Source organism: Burkholderia sp. NFPP32 (assembly GCF_900119325.1).
Classification (GTDB): Bacteria; Pseudomonadota; Gammaproteobacteria; order Burkholderiales; family Burkholderiaceae; genus Burkholderia; species Burkholderia pyrrocinia_C.
Genome location: NZ_FPJP01000032.1, coordinates 41,918 through 61,900 on the forward strand (window position 1 = coordinate 41,918; position 19,983 = coordinate 61,900).

The 19,983-nt window shown below is 64.7% G+C and carries 18 protein-coding genes and 2 pseudogenes; 18 read left to right on the forward strand and 2 right to left on the reverse strand.

Annotated features, from left to right (window positions below):
• Positions 1–150: 150 nt before the first annotated feature.
• A pseudogene (locus tag BT264_RS40255) lies at positions 151–213 on the forward strand (hypothetical protein); the annotation flags it as partial.
• A 5-nt stretch (positions 214–218) separates the two neighbouring features.
• On the opposite strand, the gene BT264_RS40260 reads toward BT264_RS40255, so the two are convergent.
• Entirely contained in the window at positions 219–764 is a 546-nt protein-coding gene (locus tag BT264_RS40260; protein ID WP_072444798.1) for a hypothetical protein, read from the reverse strand.
• A gap of 73 nt (positions 765–837) precedes the next feature.
• Here BT264_RS40260 and BT264_RS40615 point away from each other — a divergent pair.
• Positions 838–1,494: pseudogene (locus tag BT264_RS40615) on the forward strand (hypothetical protein); the annotation flags it as partial.
• Between the two features lie 5 nt (positions 1,495–1,499).
• Here the strand turns inward: BT264_RS40615 and BT264_RS39680 are convergent.
• The gene (locus BT264_RS39680; protein WP_083534325.1) at positions 1,500–2,543 is read right to left on the reverse strand and encodes a hypothetical protein; all 1,044 of its coding nucleotides are present in this window, start codon (positions 2,541–2,543) and stop codon (positions 1,500–1,502) included.
• Positions 2,544–3,615: 1,072 nt separating this feature from the next.
• On the opposite strand from BT264_RS39680, the gene BT264_RS40275 reads away from it, so the two are divergent.
• From BT264_RS40275 to BT264_RS34065, 16 genes are all read left to right on the forward strand, one after another.
• Positions 3,616–4,245: a YadA family autotransporter adhesin gene (locus BT264_RS40275; protein WP_143156754.1), complete on the forward strand. Its 630-nt coding sequence runs from the start codon at positions 3,616–3,618 to the stop codon at positions 4,243–4,245.
• Positions 4,246–4,316: 71 nt separating this feature from the next.
• Positions 4,317–5,012, forward strand: a complete 696-nt coding sequence (locus BT264_RS33990) for an OmpA family protein (protein ID WP_072444802.1) — start codon at positions 4,317–4,319, stop codon at positions 5,010–5,012.
• A 174-nt stretch (positions 5,013–5,186) separates the two neighbouring features.
• Positions 5,187–6,341: a DUF2827 family protein gene (locus tag BT264_RS33995; RefSeq protein WP_072444804.1), complete on the forward strand. Its 1,155-nt coding sequence runs from the start codon at positions 5,187–5,189 to the stop codon at positions 6,339–6,341.
• Positions 6,335–7,459: a DUF2827 domain-containing protein gene (locus tag BT264_RS34000; RefSeq protein ID WP_072444806.1), complete on the forward strand. Its 1,125-nt coding sequence runs from the start codon at positions 6,335–6,337 to the stop codon at positions 7,457–7,459. Before BT264_RS33995 ends, BT264_RS34000 begins: the two co-directional genes overlap by 7 nt.
• A gap of 76 nt (positions 7,460–7,535) precedes the next feature.
• Positions 7,536–8,699 carry a DUF2827 domain-containing protein gene (locus BT264_RS34005; RefSeq protein ID WP_072444808.1) on the forward strand — a complete coding sequence of 388 codons (1,164 nt, stop codon included), beginning with the start codon at positions 7,536–7,538 and terminating at the stop codon, positions 8,697–8,699.
• Positions 8,700–8,716: 17 nt separating this feature from the next.
• The gene (locus BT264_RS34010; RefSeq protein WP_072444809.1) at positions 8,717–9,595 is read left to right on the forward strand and encodes a peptidylprolyl isomerase; all 879 of its coding nucleotides are present in this window, start codon (positions 8,717–8,719) and stop codon (positions 9,593–9,595) included.
• A 142-nt stretch (positions 9,596–9,737) separates the two neighbouring features.
• A complete protein-coding gene (locus BT264_RS34015) occupies positions 9,738–9,992 on the forward strand; it encodes a GlsB/YeaQ/YmgE family stress response membrane protein (RefSeq protein WP_072444811.1) in 255 nt (84 codons plus the stop codon).
• A 389-nt stretch (positions 9,993–10,381) separates the two neighbouring features.
• Positions 10,382–12,199 (forward strand): tetratricopeptide repeat protein, encoded by a 1,818-nt coding sequence (locus tag BT264_RS34025; protein ID WP_072444815.1) that lies wholly within the window; start codon positions 10,382–10,384, stop codon positions 12,197–12,199.
• 7 nt (positions 12,200–12,206) lie between these two features.
• On the forward strand, positions 12,207–12,542 hold the full coding sequence (locus BT264_RS34030) for a hypothetical protein (protein ID WP_072444817.1): 336 nt from the start codon (positions 12,207–12,209) through the stop codon (positions 12,540–12,542).
• Between the two features lie 53 nt (positions 12,543–12,595).
• On the forward strand, positions 12,596–14,647 hold the full coding sequence (locus tag BT264_RS34035) for an OmpA family protein (RefSeq protein WP_072444819.1): 2,052 nt from the start codon (positions 12,596–12,598) through the stop codon (positions 14,645–14,647).
• A gap of 16 nt (positions 14,648–14,663) precedes the next feature.
• Positions 14,664–15,071, forward strand: a complete 408-nt coding sequence (locus BT264_RS34040; protein ID WP_072444821.1) for a hypothetical protein — start codon at positions 14,664–14,666, stop codon at positions 15,069–15,071.
• On the forward strand, positions 15,025–16,791 hold the full coding sequence (locus tag BT264_RS34045) for a tetratricopeptide repeat protein (protein WP_256260756.1): 1,767 nt from the start codon (positions 15,025–15,027) through the stop codon (positions 16,789–16,791). Before BT264_RS34040 ends, BT264_RS34045 begins: the two co-directional genes overlap by 47 nt.
• Positions 16,788–17,195: a hypothetical protein gene (locus BT264_RS34050; RefSeq protein WP_072444825.1), complete on the forward strand. Its 408-nt coding sequence runs from the start codon at positions 16,788–16,790 to the stop codon at positions 17,193–17,195. Before BT264_RS34045 ends, BT264_RS34050 begins: the two co-directional genes overlap by 4 nt.
• A gap of 445 nt (positions 17,196–17,640) precedes the next feature.
• A complete protein-coding gene (locus BT264_RS34055; protein WP_072444827.1) occupies positions 17,641–18,459 on the forward strand; it encodes an FkbM family methyltransferase in 819 nt (272 codons plus the stop codon).
• Positions 18,460–18,668: 209 nt separating this feature from the next.
• Positions 18,669–18,983: a hypothetical protein gene (locus BT264_RS34060; protein WP_218173365.1), complete on the forward strand. Its 315-nt coding sequence runs from the start codon at positions 18,669–18,671 to the stop codon at positions 18,981–18,983.
• A gap of 592 nt (positions 18,984–19,575) precedes the next feature.
• A partial coding sequence (locus tag BT264_RS34065; RefSeq protein ID WP_072467063.1) for a recombinase family protein occupies positions 19,576–19,983 on the forward strand: 408 nt, incomplete at its 3' end.

Below are 19,983 nucleotides of genomic sequence, written 5' to 3' on the forward strand. Positions count from 1 at the left end.
GCGGTGGCGCTGGGCAGCGGTTCGGTGACGGCTGCGGCCAACCCGACGGCCACCGGCACGATCGGCGGCATCACCTACAGCTACGCAGGCACGACGCCGGCGAGCGTGGTGAGCGTGGGCGCGCCGGGCGCGGAGCGTCAGATCACGAACGTGGCGGCAGGGCGCGTTGACGCGACGAGCACCGATGCGATCAACGGTTCGCAGCTCTTCGCCACGAATCAGGCCGTGACTTCGCTGTCCACGGGGATCGGATCGATGTCCAGCTCGGTGTCGACGGTCACGAGCAGCATCGCATCGTTGTCCACCGGCGTGAGTTCGCTGTCGACCTCGACGTCGACCACGGCGAGCTCGCTGTCCACCGGCGTCAGCTCGCTGTCGACGTCCACATCGACCACCGCAAGCTCGTTGTCGACCGGGGTGAGTTCGCTGTCGACGTCCACGTCGACCACCGCAAGCTCGCTGTCCACCGGCGTCAGCTCGCTGTCGACGTCCACGTCGACCACCGCAAGCTCGTTGTCGACTGGGGTGAGTTCGTTGTCGACCTCGACGTCGACCACCGCAAGCTCGCTGTCGACGGGTCTGTCGAGCGTGAGCAGCAACATCACGTCGTTGTCGACCTCGACGTCGACCACGGCGAGCTCGTTGTCCACCGGCGTCAGCTCGTTGTCCACGGGGCTGTCGAGCACGAACAGCAGCGTAACCTCACTGTCCACATCGAGTTCGACGGCAACGAGTTCGTTGTCGACGGCGATCTCGGCGAGCAAGACGCATTACTACAGCGTCAACGACGGCGGCACGCAGCAGGCGAACTACAACAACGACGGCGCCACGGGTGTCAACGCGATGGCTGCAGGGGTCGCCGCAACCGCAGCGGGTGTAAGTGCTACGGCGATTGGTCACAACACGAATGCTGCGGGAGCCAACGCACTTGCATTGGGCTCGGGTTCGACAGCTGCGGGGGCCGGTAGCATTGCGGAAGGCTTCGGCGCAACGACGCCCACTACCGGCACCGACAGCATTGCGATCGGCACCCGCGCTGCCGTGGTGGCGAATGGGCCGAGCGGAGGTGCGGGCGGCGTCGCAATCGGCGCGGGAGCGATGGCTGGTGACCCTGGCACCGCAATCGGTTCGGGAGCGTCGGCGCTCGGCACCGATGCCACTGCTATCGGCTACAACGCCACGGGATCGGGAACGGCGAGCGCAGCGTTTGGTACGGGCTCGCTTGCCTCAGGTACAAACGCGATGGCGCTGGGTGCTGGCGCGACGGCGGCCAATGCGGGCGCTGTCGCACTGGGCAGCGGTTCGGTCACGGCCGCAGCGAACCCGACGCCCACCGGCACGATCGGCGGCACGACTTACAGCTTCGCGGGCGCGAGTCCGACGAGCGTGGTGAGCGTGGGCGCACCGGGCGCCGAACGGCAGATCACGAACGTGGCTGCGGGTCAGGTGGGCGCGACGAGTACCGACGCAGTCAATGGCTCGCAACTTTTCGCGACCAATCAGGCAGTAAATTCGCTGTCGACGTCGACCTCGACCGGCATCAGCTCGCTCTCGACTTCAACGTCGACGACAGCAAGTTCGTTGTCCACCGGATTGTCGAGCACCAACAGCACGGTCGCATCGCTGTCCACGGGGATTGGATCGTTGTCCAGCTCCGTTTCGTCGACCACGAGCAGTATCGCGTCGCTCTCCACGGGCGTGAGCTCGCTCTCGACGTCGACCTCGACGACGGCCAGTTCGTTGTCGACCGGCGTGAGTTCACTCTCAACCGGCCTGTCGAGCACGAACAGCAGCGTGACGTCGCTCTCGACGTCGACTTCGACAACGGCCAGTTCGTTGTCGACCGGTGTGAGTTCGTTGTCCACGGGCGTGAGCTCGCTCTCAACCGGCCTGTCGAGCACGAACAGCAGCGTGACGTCGCTCTCGACGTCGACTTCGACGACGGCCAGCTCGTTGTCGACCGGCGTGAGTTCGTTGTCCACGGGCGTCAGCTCGCTGTCGACCGGTGTCAGTTCGTTGTCCACGGGGCTGTCGACGGCGACGAGCAACATCGCTTCGCTGTCCACCTCGACGTCGACCACGGCGAGTTCGCTCTCCACCGGCGTGAGCTCGCTGTCGACGGGGCTGTCCAGCACGAACAGCAGCGTGACGTCGCTGTCGACGTCGACCTCGACCACGGCGAGTTCGCTGTCCACGGGCGTGAGTTCGCTGTCGACCGGGATCAGCTCGCTCTCGACCGGCCTGTCGAGCACCAACAGTTCGGTGACGTCGCTCTCGACGTCGACTTCGACGACGGCTAGTTCGTTGTCGACCGGCGTGAGCTCGTTGTCCACGGGCGTCAGCTCGCTGTCGACCGGCGTCAGCTCGTTGTCCACGGGGCTGTCGACTGCGACGAGCAACATCGCTTCGCTGTCCACCTCGACGTCGACCACGGCAAGCTCGCTCTCCACGGGCCTGTCGAGCACAAACAGCTCGGTGACGTCGCTGTCGACGTCGAGCTCGACGGCAACGAGTTCGTTGTCGACGGCGATTTCGGCGAGCAAGACGCACTACTACAGCGTCAACGACAACGGCACGCAGCAGGGCAACTACAACAACGACGGCGCCACGGGCGTGAACGCGCTGGCTGCGGGTACGGGGGCGACGGCCGCGGGTGCGGCGGGCGTGGCCGTGGGCAACAACGCGAACGCAGCGGGCGCGGATGCCGTTGCAATCGGCTCGGGCGCAACGGCCGCCAATGCGGGCGCTGTCGCGCTGGGCAGCGGTTCGGTGACGGCTGCGGCCAACCCGACGGCCACCGGCACGATCGGTGGCACGACCTACAGCTATGCGGGCACGAGCCCGACGAGCGTGGTGAGCGTGGGCGCACCGGGCGCCGAGCGGCAGATCACGAACGTGGCAGCAGGTCGGGTGAGCGCGACGAGTACCGACGCGATCAACGGCTCGCAGCTGTTCGCGACCAACCAGGCGGTGAACTCGCTGTCGACGTCGACCTCGACCGGTATCAGCTCGCTGTCGACCTCGACGTCCACGGCGGTGAGTTCGCTCTCCACCGGCCTGTCGAGCACCAACAGCACTGTGACGTCGCTGTCGACTTCGACGTCGACCGCCGTGAGTTCGCTGTCTACCGGCCTGTCGAGCACCAACAGTTCGGTCGTGTCGCTGTCGACGTCGACGTCTACCGGCATCAGCTCGCTGTCCACCGGCGTCAGTTCGCTGTCCACCGGGATCAGTTCGCTCTCCACCGGCCTGTCGAGCACCAACAGTTCGGTGACGTCGCTCTCGACGTCGACTTCAACGGGCATCAGCTCGCTGTCGACCGGCTTGTCGAGCACCAACAGCAGCCTGACGTCGCTGTCGACCTCGATCAGCACCATCGGGACCGGCACGGCGTCGCTGTCCACCTCGACTTCGACCACCGCCAGTTCGCTCTCGACGGGCTTGTCGAGCACCAACAGCACGGTCTCGTCGCTGTCCACCTCGACATCGACGACCGCGAGTTCGCTCTCGACAGGGTTGTCCACCACCAACAGCAATGTGTCGTCGTTGTCCACGTCGACTTCAACCGCGGTGATTTCGCTGTCCACGGCGATCACCAACTCGAAGCCTCACTACGTGAGCATCAACGACAACGGCACGCAGCAGGGCAACTACAACAACGACGGCGCCAGCGGCGTGAACGCTGTGGCCATCGGCACCGGCGCGATGGCGAGCGGCACGAGCAGCTCGGCGCTGGGCGACGGGGCCACGGCCGCGGGCAATGGCGCGACGGCTCTGGGCGCGAAATCGGTCGCGTCCGGCAGCGGTGCGGTGGCGCTGGGCCTGGGCGCGTCGGCCAGCGCACCGAACTCGATAGCGCTTGGTGCGGGTTCGATCGCGAACGAGGCCAACACGGTATCGGTCGGCTCGCAGGGTAGCGAGCGGCGCATCACCAACGTCGCGCCTGGCGTGAATCCGACCGATGCCGTCAACGTGTCGCAGTTGCAGGGCGTGCAGCAAAGCATCACGAGTATCGCCCGCAAGGCGTATGGCGGCGTGGCGGCGGCCACCGCGCTGTCGATGATCCCGGATGTCGATGCCGGCAAGTCGTTGGCGGTGGGTATCGGCGGAGCGAGCTTCCAGGGTTATGGGGCAACGGCGATTGGCTTCACCGCGCGCATCACGAACAACCTGAAGCTGCGCGGCGGGGTGGGAGCGAGCAGTGCCGGGTATTCATTCGGCGGCGGTATCAGCTACCAGTGGTAACCCGAGGTCCGGCGGCGACACGGCTGACGTGTCGCCGCCGGCAAACAACGATGACAGCGGGAGCAAGAGAGATGGCAAAAAAAGTGGCGGCAACGCTCGTTGCGACGATGGTGCTCGCGGCGTGCTCGACATCGCAGGGGCCGACGTGGAACGGGTATTCGGTGGGGCTGCCCAACGGGCAGCGCGCGTTCCGGATCGACTGTCACGGCATCTTCGAGGGGCAGGGCACCTGTTATTCGAAGGCCGCGGAGATATGCGGCACGCAGCAGGTGCGTCCGATCGAGCAGGTGGCTCCGATCGCGGATGCCGATACCACGCGTGACGTGCGCGTCCTGACGTTCCAGTGCGGGCCGGTTCCGCAACCCGCGCAGCCGGCGCCGCAGCCCGTTCCGGTGCCTCCGCCCCCGCCGCCTGCGCCGCCTGCGCCGAAGCACGTCACGCTGGCCGGCGATGCGACGTTCGACACCGACAAGGCGACGCTGCGTCCCGACGCGCGCGCCAAGCTCGATGCGCTGATCGACCAGGCGCGCGGCATGACGTTCAACACGGTCACGGTGAACGGCTACACGGATTCGCGAGGGTCGGCAGCTCACAACCTGGGGTTGTCGGAGCGACGTGCGCAGTCCGTGGCGCAGTACTTGCGCGATCACGGTTTGCAGGCGAAGCGGTTCGAGACGCGCGGCTTTGGCGCGAGCGATCCGGTCGCCACCAACGCGACGGCGGCCGGCAGGGCACAGAACCGCCGTGTGGACATCACGCTGGAGTAAGCGCCCCCCAGCGCGATGGTGTCGTCCGCAAGCGGTACGCGGACGTTCGGCGGACCGCTGCCCCCCCGAGGCGGTCCGTTCTTTTTCCGCAGCGCGGCGCATGGCGCCGCGTTCATGCGTATCGGGACGTCGAGAAGCACCACGACAGTCAACTCCACTGGACCTCGGAACACGATGAAGATCGGAATCTCCGTGCTGACCCATGCCGGACAGAGCATATGGGAGAACGGACTCGGACAGAATGTCTGCTACTTCGTGCAATTGCTGCAGACGCTGCCGTTCGTCACCGGCATCGTGCTGCTCAACTGCGGCGACCAGCCGCGCGTCGCGGCGGAAGCCGAGACACTTGCCGCCGGGCTGCCGCTCGTCTCGCCGCACGATCTGGATGAACCGCCCGATGTGATATTCGAGATGGGCGGCGGTCTCGACGTCGAGTGGCTCGACTACGCGCGCGCACGCGGATCGAAGGTCGTGTTTTTCTGCTGCGGCCAGCCGTACGTGGGCCTGGTCGAGCCGAGCGTATTCGCGCGCGGCGGCTATTTCACCAAGGCCACGCGGTGCGACGAGATCTGGGTTCTCGGCAAGGACCGCGTGTTCGCGGCCATGCTGCGTACGCTGCATCGCTGCCCGGTGTTCGAAGTGCCGTTTCTGTGGGACAGCACGTTTATCGAGCAACGCTCCGCCGCCATGGGCGCCGCCGGCCTTCGCTTCGGCTACGAACCGCGGCCGGTGCGCGGCGACGGCGACGGCACGCCGCGCGGGCTGCGTGTGGCGGTGTTCGAGCCGAACATCTCCGTCGTGAAGTGCTGTGTGGTGCCGATGCTCGTGTGCGACCGGGCGTTCCGCACCGACGCGGCAGCCATTGCCCGCCTGCATGTGCTCAACAGCGTGCAGATGCAGGCGCATCCGTCGTTTGCGTTCCTGCTGCGTTCGCTCGACCTGAATCATCGCGAGCGCGTGCGGCTCGACGGCCGCCACGACTTCGTGGGCTTCATGAGCCAGCATGCGGACGCGGTCGTCTCGCACCAGTGGCAGAACGAGCAGAACATCGTGTACCTCGATGCGTTGTATGGCGGGTATCCGCTCGTGCACAACTCGCCGTGGCTCCGCGACGTCGGCTATTACTACCCGGATTCGGATATCGACGCGGGCGCGTCGCAACTCAGTCGCGCCGCGCGGTATCACGATGCCGACCACGACAGCTACGTGCGGCGCGCACGCAGCTTCCTCGCCACGCTCTCGCCGCGCAGTGCCGCGAACGGTTCGCACTATGCGCGGCAGTTGCTTGCATTGACGTCGCATGCCGACTCGCGGAGGGCGTCATGCTGAACGGCCGGCGCCTCAAGGTAGGCGTGACGATTTTCTTGCGCCGCGGCTTCCAGTCGATCTGGGAGAACGGCATTTTCCAGAACTGCTATTTCCTGGCCACGCTGCTGGCGCATTCGCCGCTCGTGGAAGCCGCCTATCTCGTCAACGGCGGCGACGGCGATCCGGCCGAGGCACAGGACTTCCTGGCCCTCGCACCGGTTCCGGTGATCGACCTGGCGACGGCGCAACGCTCGCTCGACGTGGTCATCGAACTGAGCGCGCAACTGGATCCGGAATGGGGAAGAGCGTTCCGGGCGCGCGGCGGGAAGATCGTCGGCATGCGTGTGGCCAACGATTACGTGATCGACATCGAGCGCATGATGTTCGACCGGCCATCCGGCATGCTGATATCCGGTACGCCCTACGACGCGCTCTGGACCTTGCCTGCCTTCATGCGCACCTGCGGGGCTTATTACGGCAGCGCGTTGCGTGCGCCTGTCGCGGCGATGCAGCACCTGTGGAGCCCGGCGTTGCTCGAGCATGCGGCGCGCACTCCCGACGGCGGCCGTGCTTTCGGGTACGAGCCGGGGCGCGAACGCTGGCGCCTCGCGATCCTCGAGCCGAACATCTGCATGGTCAAGACCTCGCATATTCCGATGCTCGCGGCCGATCTGGCCCACCGGCAGCAGCCCGGCATGATCGAGTACCTGCGCGTTTTCAACACCATGGAGCTCAAGGGCGATGCGCAGTTCGTCGGCTTCGCCCGCAGCCTCGATCTCGTCACGCAGGGGCGGGCCACGTTCGAGCCGCGCGTGCCGGTCTACGAGATTCTCACGCGGCAGGCCGAAGCGATCGTCTCGCACCACTGGGAGAACGCGCAGAACTACCTGTACTACGAGGCGCTGCACGGCGGCTATCCGCTCGTGCACAACTCGGCGCTGCTGGGCGGATGCGGATACCGCTATGAGGATTTCGATTGCGAAGGGGCGGCGCTTGCATTGCGCGAGGCTTTCGCCGTCCACGACGCGCAGCTTGCCGACTACCGCAGTGCGGCTCGCACTTTTCTCGCGACGCTCGACCCGCTGGCACCGTCGAACGTCGAGCACTACGGCGCCGCCATCGCGGCCCTCTGGCCATGAAGACACCAACACCTGCGCATACATGGCCTGGCTTTGCCTGCCCCGCCTGTATCGCGCCTGACATTCGGGAGAAAACATGAACGGTCCATGCCCGCGCGGGCTGCGCATCGGCATCACGATCGGCCTGCGGGATGCCGCCGAAAGCCTGTGGATCAACGGCATCAAACAGAACGCGCTGTACCTGTGCAAGTTGTTCCAGCACTCGCCGCTGCGGCACCGGGTGACGCTGGTCAATACGACCGACGTTGCGATCACGTCGGCGTTGCCGTGGGACTTGACGCGCTTTCCCGTGCGCAGCTTTGCCGATGCCAAGGACGACCTCGACGTGCTGATCGAACTGGGCGGCCAGATCGACGCCCATCAGACCGCATACCTGAAGGCGCGCGGCACGAAGCTCGTGAGCTACTGCTGTGGTCCCGAGTACGTGCAGATGATCGAGGCCATGATCTTCTCGCGCAGGATGTGCGACTCGGTGTTCATCAATCAGCACTACGACGAGGTGTGGGTGATTCCCCAGGTCATGGAAACGAGCGCGGATTTCTTTGCCGTGCTGCGGCGGTGCCGGGCGCGCGAGGTGCCGTTCGTGTGGGATCCGATGTGCCTGGAGATGCGTTCGCGCGAGCTGCCGTTCGCCGGCGAATACCGCCCGCAGCAGGCGCCGATGCGCGTTTCGGTGATGGAAGCCAACATCGACGTGCTGAAGTTCTGCCTGTACCCGTTGCTCATCGCCGAGAGTGCCTACCGCAGCGCCCCGCAGAAGATCGGCTATGTGCACATCACGAACGCGGCGCACCTCGCCCGTACGAGCCCGGAGTTCATCGGCATCGCGCATTACCTCGACCTCGTGCGCGACGGCCGCGTGAGCTTCGTGGATCGGCACGACACGCCGCAGTTTCTGTCGGAACACACCGACGTCGTCGTGTCCCATCAGTGGGGACTCGCGCTCAATTACTTCTATTTCGACGTGTGTTGGAACGGCTATGCGCTGGTTCACAACGCACATCTGTGCAATGAGGTGGGCTACTTCTATCCGGGTAACGACGTGAGCGAGGGCGCGCGTCAGCTCGCGCAGGCGCTCGCGCATCACAACGACGACTGGGAGGCCTATCGCGTGCGCCAGCGCCACGCGATTAGCCCGTTTCTTGCCACCCACGAACCACTGATTGCCCGCTACGACGAACTGCTCGGCGCGCTCTTCGCCGCGGGGTCGGCGCGGGCGGGGGTAACACTGACCAACTGACGGGGATAAACACGACGATGAGGAATGCTGCAAAAAAAACCGCACGCCGACGCCATGGTGCGGCGATTCGAACCATCGCCATCGTGCTGGCAATTGCCGCGCATGCGCAAACCGCACAGGCGAACGCGGACGAGGTCGTTGCGACCGTCAATGGGGTGCCGTTGCATCGCACCGCCGTCGATGAAGCGCTGAGGGCAACCCGCCAGCCGGACACGCCCGCAGCTCGGCAGCAGATTCTGAACGGTCTGGTGGCGCGGGAGCTGATCCGTCAGGCGGCGGAGCGTGACCGACTCGGCGACACCGAGGTCGTGCGACAAGCCATTCGAAAGGCGAAGGTCGACACGGAGAACCGACTCTACGCGGCACAGCATCTGCAACTGCAGCCCGTTACCGATGCCCAGGTGCGCGAACGCTATGAGGCCATCGCGAGGGAGGCTGGAACGGACGAATACCAGGTCAGCGTGATGACGCTCGCGGACGAACCCGCGGCGCGGTTCGCGCTGATGCGCGTTCGCGCGGGCGAGCCGTTTGCGAAGGTTGCCGCGCAAACGGGCGTCGCGGCGCAAGGCGACGGCACGCCCCGCTGGGTGAGCTTCCGCACGCCCGCGGTGGAGGGGCATACGCAGGGCTTGCCGCTGCCGCTGGCCCAGGTGCTCCCGACGCTGAAGGCGGGTGAGGTGACACCGGAGCCGATCGCGGCAGCTGGCCACTACGTTATCGCGCGTCTTGACGCACGGCGACCGACGGTGATTCCGCCGTACGACGCAGTGCGCGAGTCGCTTCGTACCTCGCTCGAGGCGCAGCAACGTGACGACGCGTTCAAGACGCTGGTCGACCGACTGGCGGCCAACGCGGTGATTCGTCCACAGCATGCGGCGGCACTGGTGGCGCAGTGACGGGCGTCGAGCACGGCGGACGAGACGGACGCCGCGCCGCATCGCAATGTAGTGGCAGGGAAGCAGGGAGTACGGCAGGGCAGTGCAGCGCGTGGCACCGGCATGTTGCCGGCGCCGTCAATCATCGAAAGGGAGAACGGATATGACGCTCGAGCAATGCGTAGTGTGGCTGGCCGTTGGGGCCATTGCGGGATGGATTGCTGGGCTGATCGTCAAGGGGGGCGGGTTCGGGCTTGTCGTTGACATCCTCGTCGGTATTGCAGGCGCATTCATTGGCGGATGGCTGGCATCGGTCATCGGCATCAGTGTAGGCAGCGGCTTTGTCTCTTCCGTGATCGTGGCGATCGGAGGGGCCGTAGTGCTGCTGTTCGTACTGCGCCTGCTGCGCTGGGCGTAGGCGCACGCGATGGCGGTGCAGATGCGAAGCGCGCTTACGCAGACGTGTCGCGGTGCGCTGACGGCCAATCTGACGCTGGGTTTCCTCATGTCGTGGGAGGCCTCGCTCGCCGTTGCGGAACTGGTGTCTCACGTGCCGATTCGTCATGCCGCTTCGCCGGCCGGGCGCGCAGTGCTGGCGGGTGCGTTGGCTGCCGGCGCGCTGTTCGCCGGCCCGCTTCTCGTGCGACGCGTTTTGCACCGCTGGCCGCCCCCGGGCGGACTCGACCGCCCTCCGTACCGGCTGTGGTGCGTCCGTCTTGCGGGACTGTTACTTGGACTCGTGGCGCCGTTGGCCCCCTAGTTGGCTGATCGGCACACCGTCCGTCTATGCGTGGAGAGATAAACTCAATGACGTGGCTGAACAAGGTGGAAGCGATGATCCCGCGCGGCGAGCTGATTGCCGCGTGGCGATTGCTCGACGCGCATCGCGTCATGGATTCGAAGCGGCCGCAGGAACTGGTGATCGCCAGCCGCCTGTGGTGTTTGCGTGGCCGCTTCGAGGAGGCAAGGTACCTGCTCGACCGCGCGCTGGAGGTCGACGCGGCGAACGTCGACGCACTGATCGAGCGCGGGCGCCTTGCCGTCCGCCTGGGCGACGATACTGGCGCGAACGGTTGGTTTCAGCGTGCATGGGATGAGGGCGCGCGCGGCGACGACTGGATGGTGGACTGGATCGACGTGCTGCTGCGGCTCGGTCGCCACGACGACGCTCGGGATATCGCGATGGTTCGCTGCGAGCGTGCCCCCGAAGACGCGCATACCTGGTTTCGCCTCGGCCTCGCGCATCAGCAGACTCGTCATCACCTGCAGGCGCTGGACGCCTATCGCCACGCGATGCGGCTCGATCCACGCCTGCCGATGCTGCGTAACAACATGGGCGCCGCGCACCTCGAACTGCGGCAATACACCGAAGCAAGAGAACTGCTGGAAGCCACGCTCGCCGAGGATCCGGATCACGCGCTTGCCTGGACTAATCTCGCCACCGCGCTTCTGCGGACGGGCGAGATCGACGATAGTCTCGTCGCGGCCGAACGCGCCTGTGCGCTGGCGCCGAACTACGTCAGCGCGCTGCAGACCTATTCGTATGTGCTGCGCGAGCTGCAGGCGTTTCCGGCTGCGCTCGCCGTCGCCGAGCGCGCGCTCGCGCTCGACCCGCAGAATGCCTCGCTCGTCTGGACGAGAGCGATGCTGCAACTCATGCTGGGCGACTACGAACAGGGTTGGCGCAGCCATGAGGCGCGCTGGAATGGCTCGCCCGAATTGCGCGACGTCGTGCCGAACATGCCTGCGCCGAGGTGGAACGGCGAGCCGCTGGCCGGCAAGACGCTCTTTGTATGGGGGGAGCAGGGCAACGGCGACGTGCTGCAATTCGCACGTTTCGTACCGGCCATCGCTGCGCGCGTCGAGCAGGAGGGCGGCACGTTCGTCTACTGTTGCTTCGACAGCCTGCACGCGCTGCTCGTGCGCAGTCTGGGCGATTGCGTGCCGACGATCGTTGCCCATGACCAGCGACCGCTTCCATCGTTCGATTTTCATCTGCCGCTCGCCAGCATTCCGTTCGTGCTCGGCATCGGGCTCGCCGACCTGCCGGGTCCGGCGCCGTATCTGAAAGCCGATCGAGAGCAAACCCGTGCCTGGGATACCCGCCTGAAGCGCGATGGCCAACTGCGCGTGGGACTCGTGTGGACAGGCAGTCGCAGCCATCAGCGCAATGCCATGCGCTCGGTCGATCCGCTCGCCTATGCCCAGGCATTTGCCGACGTCAAAGACGTGACGTTCGTCAATCTGCAGCTCGATGCGGCGGCCGACGTGCAGCGTATGCGCGACGCCGGCCTTGAGCTGGTCGACCACACCGAGGACCTGACATCGTTCGACGATACGGCCGCGCTCGTCTGCAGTCTCGACCTGGTCGTCACGGTGTGTACGTCCATTGCCCATCTCGCTGGCGGTCTAGGGGTGCCCGTCTGGCTGCTGCTCGATGTGAACCCGCACTGGCCATGGATGAGCGAGCGCACCGACAGCCCGTGGTACCCGACGGCACGGCTTTACCGCCAGCCGGCGTATGGGCGGTGGTCGCCGGTTCTCGACGCGCTTGCGGGTGACCTTGCCGAGCATGCACGCGAGCACCGTAAGCACGCCGCTATCGCCGGCCGGACTGCCGCGTGACGCACTCATGGAAGACGAGCTTTCCGGTCCTGCCGGAACGCATCCGGATGCGTTCCGCTTTCCCGGCCAGCACGTGGAGCAGCACCTTGCACGGCAATGCGACTGGCCGTTCTACCTGAGCCACGGCCAACTGACCAGGCTGCGTCACTTGCGGGAGGCATGGGGCGACGACGTCGTGATTCAGATCTACGCCGGATGCGTGCGCATCCGAGGCGAGTGCGGCGACTGGCGGTTCACTGACGACAGCGAACTGCTTATGGAGATCGCGCGGCGCCGGCAACCGTCAACTGCGTCTGGGCAGGCGGTGCATGGGCGAAGGGGCGGGAAGCGACCGCGGATGTAACTGATATTGGACGGCTGTCGATATGACGGCCAAAAGCACTACGGGGGTGTGCATTGAAACGGATTAATCTTGCGCAGGCGCTGGAACAGTGTGCCGACGATGCCGTACTGCAGCGGATCGCGGACCAGATGGGGCTGCCACCACACGTCGTCGCACACGTGCTCCGCAGTGCCGGCCCGGTGCTGGTCGCTGCGCTCACGGTGCGCGCCGCACATGGGTGCGAGGATACGCAGGCCGTGTTCGACGCGCTGATGTCGCGCGACAGCAATGCACGTATCGGCAGCGAGTGCGCGCATCTCGTCGAGACGACCGCCGGACTCAAGGATTTCGAGCACCGGGGCCATGTGCTCGCGACCCGCGCGACCGACATACCGGTGGCGGCATTGAGCGACCACATCGCGGTGCGCACCGGTGTGCCGACGCAGCCGGCAAGTGTGCTCTGTTCCATCGCGGCAGCGATGCTTGCAGGGCTCATCAAGCATCACGTATTGCTAGAGCAGGGCGACGTCACGCAGCTTCCCGGGTTGCTGGCAAGCCAGCTTCCTTCTGTTGCGAGCGGCATGGACGACGGCGTCGCCACACTATTCGGGTATCCGAATGTTCGTGCGTTGGCCGACACGATCGCGGTGCGGCTCGCCGCGGTCGCGGCGGACTTCCACTCGCGGCAGGTGTCCCACCGGCATTCGGACGATGCGCCGAATGCCGATACGATCGCGGCGCATGCGCGGGCGGACGAGCACCACCTCGCTGCGGCCCATCCACGCGTGCCCGACGCGCCGGCTTTCGAAGGTCCCGCTGGCGGGGCGACGCCGGACGAGGCGTCCGATGCCGTCGCCGGCAACCGTCCACTGCGGACCGACCTGGGCACCGCCCCCGCGCCCGGCGTAGACGCCGAAGTCACGGTCGCGCAGCATACGAAGCGGCCGGACGCACCAGACTATGCCCGTTTCGTGGCCGGGAAGGTCTATGCGAACGACGTGCACTACGCCGGCTCGATGGCGACGCCTGCGTATGCGGCGCCTTCGCATCCAGACGCGCCTCGCCAGACGTCACGGGTCGGACGACGTGCGCGACTGTGGGTGCCGGTGCTGATACTTGTCGTTGCGGTCGTTGCGCTTGCCGTCTGGGCGAAGCGCGATACATGGGCCGAGGTCATATCCATGCTGACGCCGGCTACGTCGGTTGCGTCGGCGCCTCGCGCGACTGCGCAAGCCGCCGATGCGAGCGTGGCTTCCGGTGCGGTCACGCCGGCGGCCGCGAGCGCCGCCGCTGCCGCCGAACCCGCCGCCCAGGCGCAGGCCACGGACTCGGAAGCGCTTGCGGCCGACACGTGGCTCGTCGCGCACACGAACGCTTTGGGAGCGCCTGCCGTCCAGGCCCTGCTCGACAGCGACGATCAGCGTCCGGCCGTGGTGGATCCCCTGCTGGCACGCTTCGGCAAGGGGCACTTTTCGGCATCGCTCAGGGCCGGCGGGAAGGGGGCCGCCGTCTGGCTTGACCACCTCGATGCGCTTTTACCGTTCATCGCGGTGCCGGGCGCCGAACTCACCGTCGAGCGCCATCGCGTGATGCTCGGCGGCCTGGCGCCGGATAACGCGGAGGGCTGGCGTCAACGTCTGCAGCAGACGCTCGGGCCGGCTTTCGACGTGCAGGTGTTCGACAAGGCCGCAGCGGTCTCGCGGGCCACCGATTCGTTTCTGCATGCCATGGCCGCGCTGCTTCAGGCCGACTCCATGTGCAACCCGGGGCAGGCGGCCGCTGTACTGAACCGGCAGGTCGTCGATTTCGCCGCCGGCGACGACAGGCTGCCACCGTCTGCGACCGAGAACCTGTCGACGTCTGCACAGCTGATGAAGACATGTGCTGTACGCAATCAGGCGCTGCGGTTCACGATCATTGCCCATGCGGACCGTGCGAACGACGGCGCGGGGCTGCTCGGGTTGACGCAGCGGCGCGCCGATGCCATCCGCAATTTTCTCGTGAATGCAGGTGTATCGGCTGCGTCCCTGGTCGCGCAGGGAGTCGGCGAGGACCGCCCGGTGGCCGGCACACTGACTGCCGCTGGCCAATTTGCCAACCGGCGCGTCGAATTCATGCCGCTTTGAGCGTGGGGAGGCTTGTATGCGAAGCGATACTGCAATTGATGTGCCCGATGACTTCTCGATACCGGGCGCTGTGTCGGTCAAGACATTGCATGAGGCACTCTCGCATGCGCAACGGACCTTCCTTGCGCAGCTCGTCGAGCATGCATTGAGTGACGATGCCTTCCTGGTCGCGTTGCTGGTCGTGCCATTGCTCGATTTCGGTCAGCGGCGGCCCATTCCCGACATCGACTTGCGCGCGGTTTGCGGCTTCACGGTCAGACGATGGACCGATGCGGTCGATGAACTCGTGGGCCTCGGCGCCCTGCAGCGCTCGCGGCCCCGCCTGCCGGCCCGGCGTATTCCTGCCTTCAGGCTGGGCAGTCAATTCAGGCCGCGTTATGTTCGAGACGTTCACGATGGATTGCGCGATGACACGCACGTCTGATGTACCCGGGCAGGCAGGCGTCGCGAACCGGCTCTTCGAGGAAGCGGTCGCGGCGCATGGCCGCATGTCGTTGTCCGACGCGGAACGACTGTACCGGATGGTGCTGCGGCTCGCCCCAGGTCATCCGGAAGCCCTGAACAATCTCGGTGCGCTGCGCGAACGTGCGGGCGACGCGACCGAAGCCGAACGCTGCTACCGTACGGCGCTGCAACGAGCGCCGGACTACGTCGACGCGCGTTACAACCTGGGTCTGCTTCTGCACGGAAACCGGCAGTTCGCGGAGGCCGAGGATTGCTACCGGCGCGTGATCGCGGCGGTGCCCCGTCATGCAGCGGCCCACGTCTATCTCGCCGGTCTGATGCAGGAAACGGATCGTGCGGCCGATGCCGAATGGTCTTACCGGCACGCGATGTCGCTCGACCCCGACGACGCGGTCGCGCATCTTGGTCTCGGGCTGCTTTTCGTAGCGACCGGTCGGGCCTCGGAGGGCGAGGCCTGCCTTCGCGACGCATTGCGCCTCGCCCCGGACCTGAAAGACGCATGCGGTGCATTGGGCGCGCTGCTGCATCGCCAGCAGCGCTATACCGAAGCTGAAGCGTGCTACAGGCACGTGCTCGAACGCGATCCGGGGTCTGTCGAGGTGTTGAATAACCTCGGCCGGCTGCTACACGACGCGGGGCGCCTGACCGAAGCCGAACGGTACTTGCGGGAAGCGCTGGCCGCCGCGCCGGAACGCACCCCCACCGCGTTCAATCTGAGCCTCGTGCTGCTTGCGATGGGCCGCTATGAAGAGGGCTGGGCGCTGTATGAGGCGCGATACGGCGAATCGGCGCACTGGGGTGATGATGCGCACTGTCACGTGCGGCCCGCACTGCGGTTCCCGGAATGGCGGGGCCAGCCGCTGGCGGGCAAATCGATGGTGGTGTGGGCCGAGCAGGGGCTGGGCGATTGCGTGCAGTTTGCTCGGTACCTTCCCGTTTTGAAGGCGAAAGGGGCATCGAGACTGACGCTCGTCTGCCCGCGCACCCTGTGTCGATTGTTGCAAACGCTCGAGGGCGTCGACGAATGCGTGCCGGACGATGACGCGTCGCATCTGACCGAACACGACTATGCCTGCATGCTGATGAGCTTGCCGCTGCACACGGGGACGACGCTCGCGACGCTGCCGGCAGACGTGCCTTATCTGCGCGTATCGTATGCTCAAGCGGCACGGTGGCGTCGTCGCATTTCAGCGGACGGATTCCGGGTGGGCCTCGTCTGGGCGGGCGATCCTCGGCCGGACATGCCGGGCGCCAGCGCGATCGATCGCCGGCGTTCGCTCGACGCCACAGCCCTGCTGCCGTTGCTGACCGTGCGCGGTGCGACCTTCGTGAGTCTCCAGAAGGGGGAGGCGGCGCGCAGTCAGATGGCCGGCATTCCAGCCGGGTTGCGCCCGCTCGATCCCATGCCGGAGGTGGACGACTTTGCCGACACCGCGGCGATCATTTCTACGCTCGACGTCATCATCACCGCCGACACGTCCGTCGCTCATGTCGCCGGCGCGTTGGGGAAGCCCGTCTGGATTCTCTGCCGCTTCGATGGTTGCTGGCGATGGCTCGACGGTCGCGACGATTCACCGTGGTACCCGTCGGCGCGGCTCTTCCGTCAGGAGACGCCAGGGGACTGGGCCAGCGTGATCGAACGCGTGCGCACCGCCCTGCAACGGAAGGTGCCGGCATGAAACCCTTTCTCTACGCTCACCGGCTGCGTGCTGCCTGTAGCACCGACGTTGGCGTCGCGCACCCGGTCCATCAGGATCTGCATGCCATGGATATTTCTTACGAAACCGATGCGCTATTCCGCGGCGCACTGCTCGGACTCGTCTGCGGCGCTGCTGCCGTGCCCTTCGCGGGTTACGCGATCGAATCACTTACGAGGTTACCTGCCGACGGGTGGCGGCCTGTCGTCGGCGGGGTTGCCTTGGTGACCTCGGCGCTGATTGTGCCGCCCGTCATCGCGCTGATCAGGGCGAAGCGCTCGCCCATGAGGGCCTACGACGCACGCCGGTTGCAGGCAGTCCTTCAGGGGCGGCTCGTGGGTGTCGCGCTCGGGGTGTTGTTTGGCATCTCGTTTCTCGCGAGATGAGGCGGCCGTGGCACTCAGTCCTCCGTTTCCCGTCAGCTTTGCAGGAGATGTCGGAGCAGGGAAGTCATCGTTTGTGCCAAGTAAGTCAGCACCAATATGAAACTATCGAAAATAGGTCAATTGATGTTGGATGGAGTTCGAAGAGGGGGTGTGGATACATTCTTTATCCGGACGCAAAAAAATCATTCATCGATATATCTCCGCAGATCTCGCCAAAAAATTTGATATTGATAGTACGAGATCGAAAATTACGCTTTACCTATCGGAATGGCGGTTCTTGGGCCGTGATCTTCAATCCCTTGTGGTTCAATGAGTCGACGATGAAGCCCAGTCAAAAACGGACGCCTTTCATGCCCGCTGGCGGGTTCTATACGAGCGTTCAATAAAGCGAACATTTTGATGAACCGGACAACCGGAACAATTTCCTGGAAAGGCTCACCGTCGCATGTCATTCCCCCATCGCCCCATTGCCTTCATACTCGCAGCCTCGAATCATGGCACGATGATCGTCAATCGCAACGACTACAACGTCGCCGCCTCCGGAGGCGTCTACGGTGTCGGACAGCAGATCCTGCAACAGTCGAGCTATGACGTGAGTGAAGTCGCCTTCGCGCTTGCCCTGCTTAGCCGCCGGCAGCAGTATTTCGGCGATGGTGTCGTGGCGATCGATGGCGGAGCCAACATTGGCGTGCATACGATCGAATGGGCTCGTCACATGCACGGCTGGGGACGCGTGCTCAGTTTTGAAGCGCAGGAGGTCATCTACTATGCGCTGGCGGGCAACATCGCTCTCAACAACTGCCTGAATGCACGCGCGAAGCTTGCCGCTCTGGGCGAGCACAACGGCGAATTGATCGTTCCACAACCGGACTATTTCGCGCACGCCAGCTTCGGCAGTCTCGAATTGCGCCAGCAAGGGAACACCGAAGATATCGGGCAGCGCATTTCTTACGACCCGTCAAACGGAACGCGCGTGCCGATGATCAGCATCGATTCGCTTGGACTCGAACGCGTCGATTTCTTCAAGCTCGACGTCGAAGGGATGGAAGTCGACGTGCTGCGCGGAGCCCGACACATGCTGCAGACGCTCAAGCCGATACTGGCGATCGAAATTATCAAATCCGATCAGACAGCAATCAAAGGCATGCTCGACGAATTCGGATACCGCTATTTCCCAGCTGGGATGAATCTCATCGCTGCTCACACGGGTGATCCCGTGCTGCAACACCTGAGCCATCAAGATGGAGTGACCTATCTCAATTGAGGCGGATGTGGTCTGCGAAGGCTTTAACCTAGCGACGACTTGGTTGCGACCGACCCGTGCATCGATCACCGCCCAGACGTTCTTGGGGTAGGGGACGCCCAGGGACTGGGCCCGCGTGATCGAACGCGTGCGCATCGTCCTGCAACGGCAACTGCGGCATGAGAATCTTTCTCCACGTTGCGCGTCCGGTCCATCAGGATCTGCACGACATGGATATCTCTTACGAAACCGATGCGCTGTTCCGCGTCGTACTGCTCGGGCTCGTCTGTGGCGCTGCCGCCGTGCCCTTCGCAGGTTACTCGATCGAGTCCCTCACGCGGTTGCCTGCCGATGGGTGGCGGCCTGTCGTCGGCGGGGTTGCCTTGGTGACCTCGGCGCTGATTGTGCCGCCCGTCATCGCGCTGGCCAAGGCGAAGTGCTCGCCGATGAAGGCCTACGACGCACGCCGGTTGCAGGCAATCCTTCAGGGGCGGCTCGTGGGTGTCGTGCTCGGGGTGTTGTTTGGCATCTCATTTCTCGCATGATGAGGCGGCAGCCCTGGCATCCGGTCCTCCGTTTCCCGTCAACCCGGTCTGAATGATCTCGCTGCCTACCGCGCATGCGCGCCGTGAAGCATTTGCGCGGCGACAGATCGCGGCATCGTAGGCCGGAGCGTCGCGAGCAGGGACAAGTGCGCCACGCGCGTTGCATGTTCCTTGGAAGGTAATCACCGTGTTCCCTGCGCAAAGAGAGGGATTATCATTGGTCGATTCAAAGAAATAATCTATAAATTATTTAATTCGGGCCAATAAAACGTCTCGTTGACAAGTTGCCGTGCGATCGATGTAGCGCAGATTTCGAAAAAAATTTCCGGTGACCAAATTCAGGAATTTTGGCGATCCGTGTAGGGAAATTCTTATCGATGAATTGAGAATGATCTGATGAAGCTATAGGAATTACGGATAAGGCTAAATAATCGTGCGCGTCATTTTCAATGTTTAACATTATTAACAATTTCGTGAGGATACACTCCTCCAAGTCGAGAGCCGAGAAGGCTGAAGATTAAAATTCCAGGGTGGCTCTAGCCACGCATATCGAAATACATTTTCAGACATGGAAATGATCTGAGGGACTGGCATGTACGAAACGGGGAGAAAAGTCGGATATGCGCGCGTGTCGACCGACGAACAGCATCTCGATATGCAGATCAAAGCACTCGAGACCTTCGGATGCGACGGGATCTATTTCGACAAGGGAATTTCGGGCGCAAAGTTCGAGCGACCGGGCTTGCGCAGCGTACTGGAGGTGACGGCAACCGGCGATACGCTCGTCGTCTGGAAGCTCGATCGGCTCGGACGCTCGCTCAGCCATCTAGCGAACATCATGGCTCAGCTCGACAAGCGTAAGATCCGCGTCGTATCGCTGACGGAATATATTGATACGCGCTCGTCGAGCGGGCGCTTTACTTTCCATATGCTCGCGGCCATTGCCGAATTCGAGCGAGGCCTAATTAGTGAGCGGACGCGTGCTGGGATGGAGGCCGCT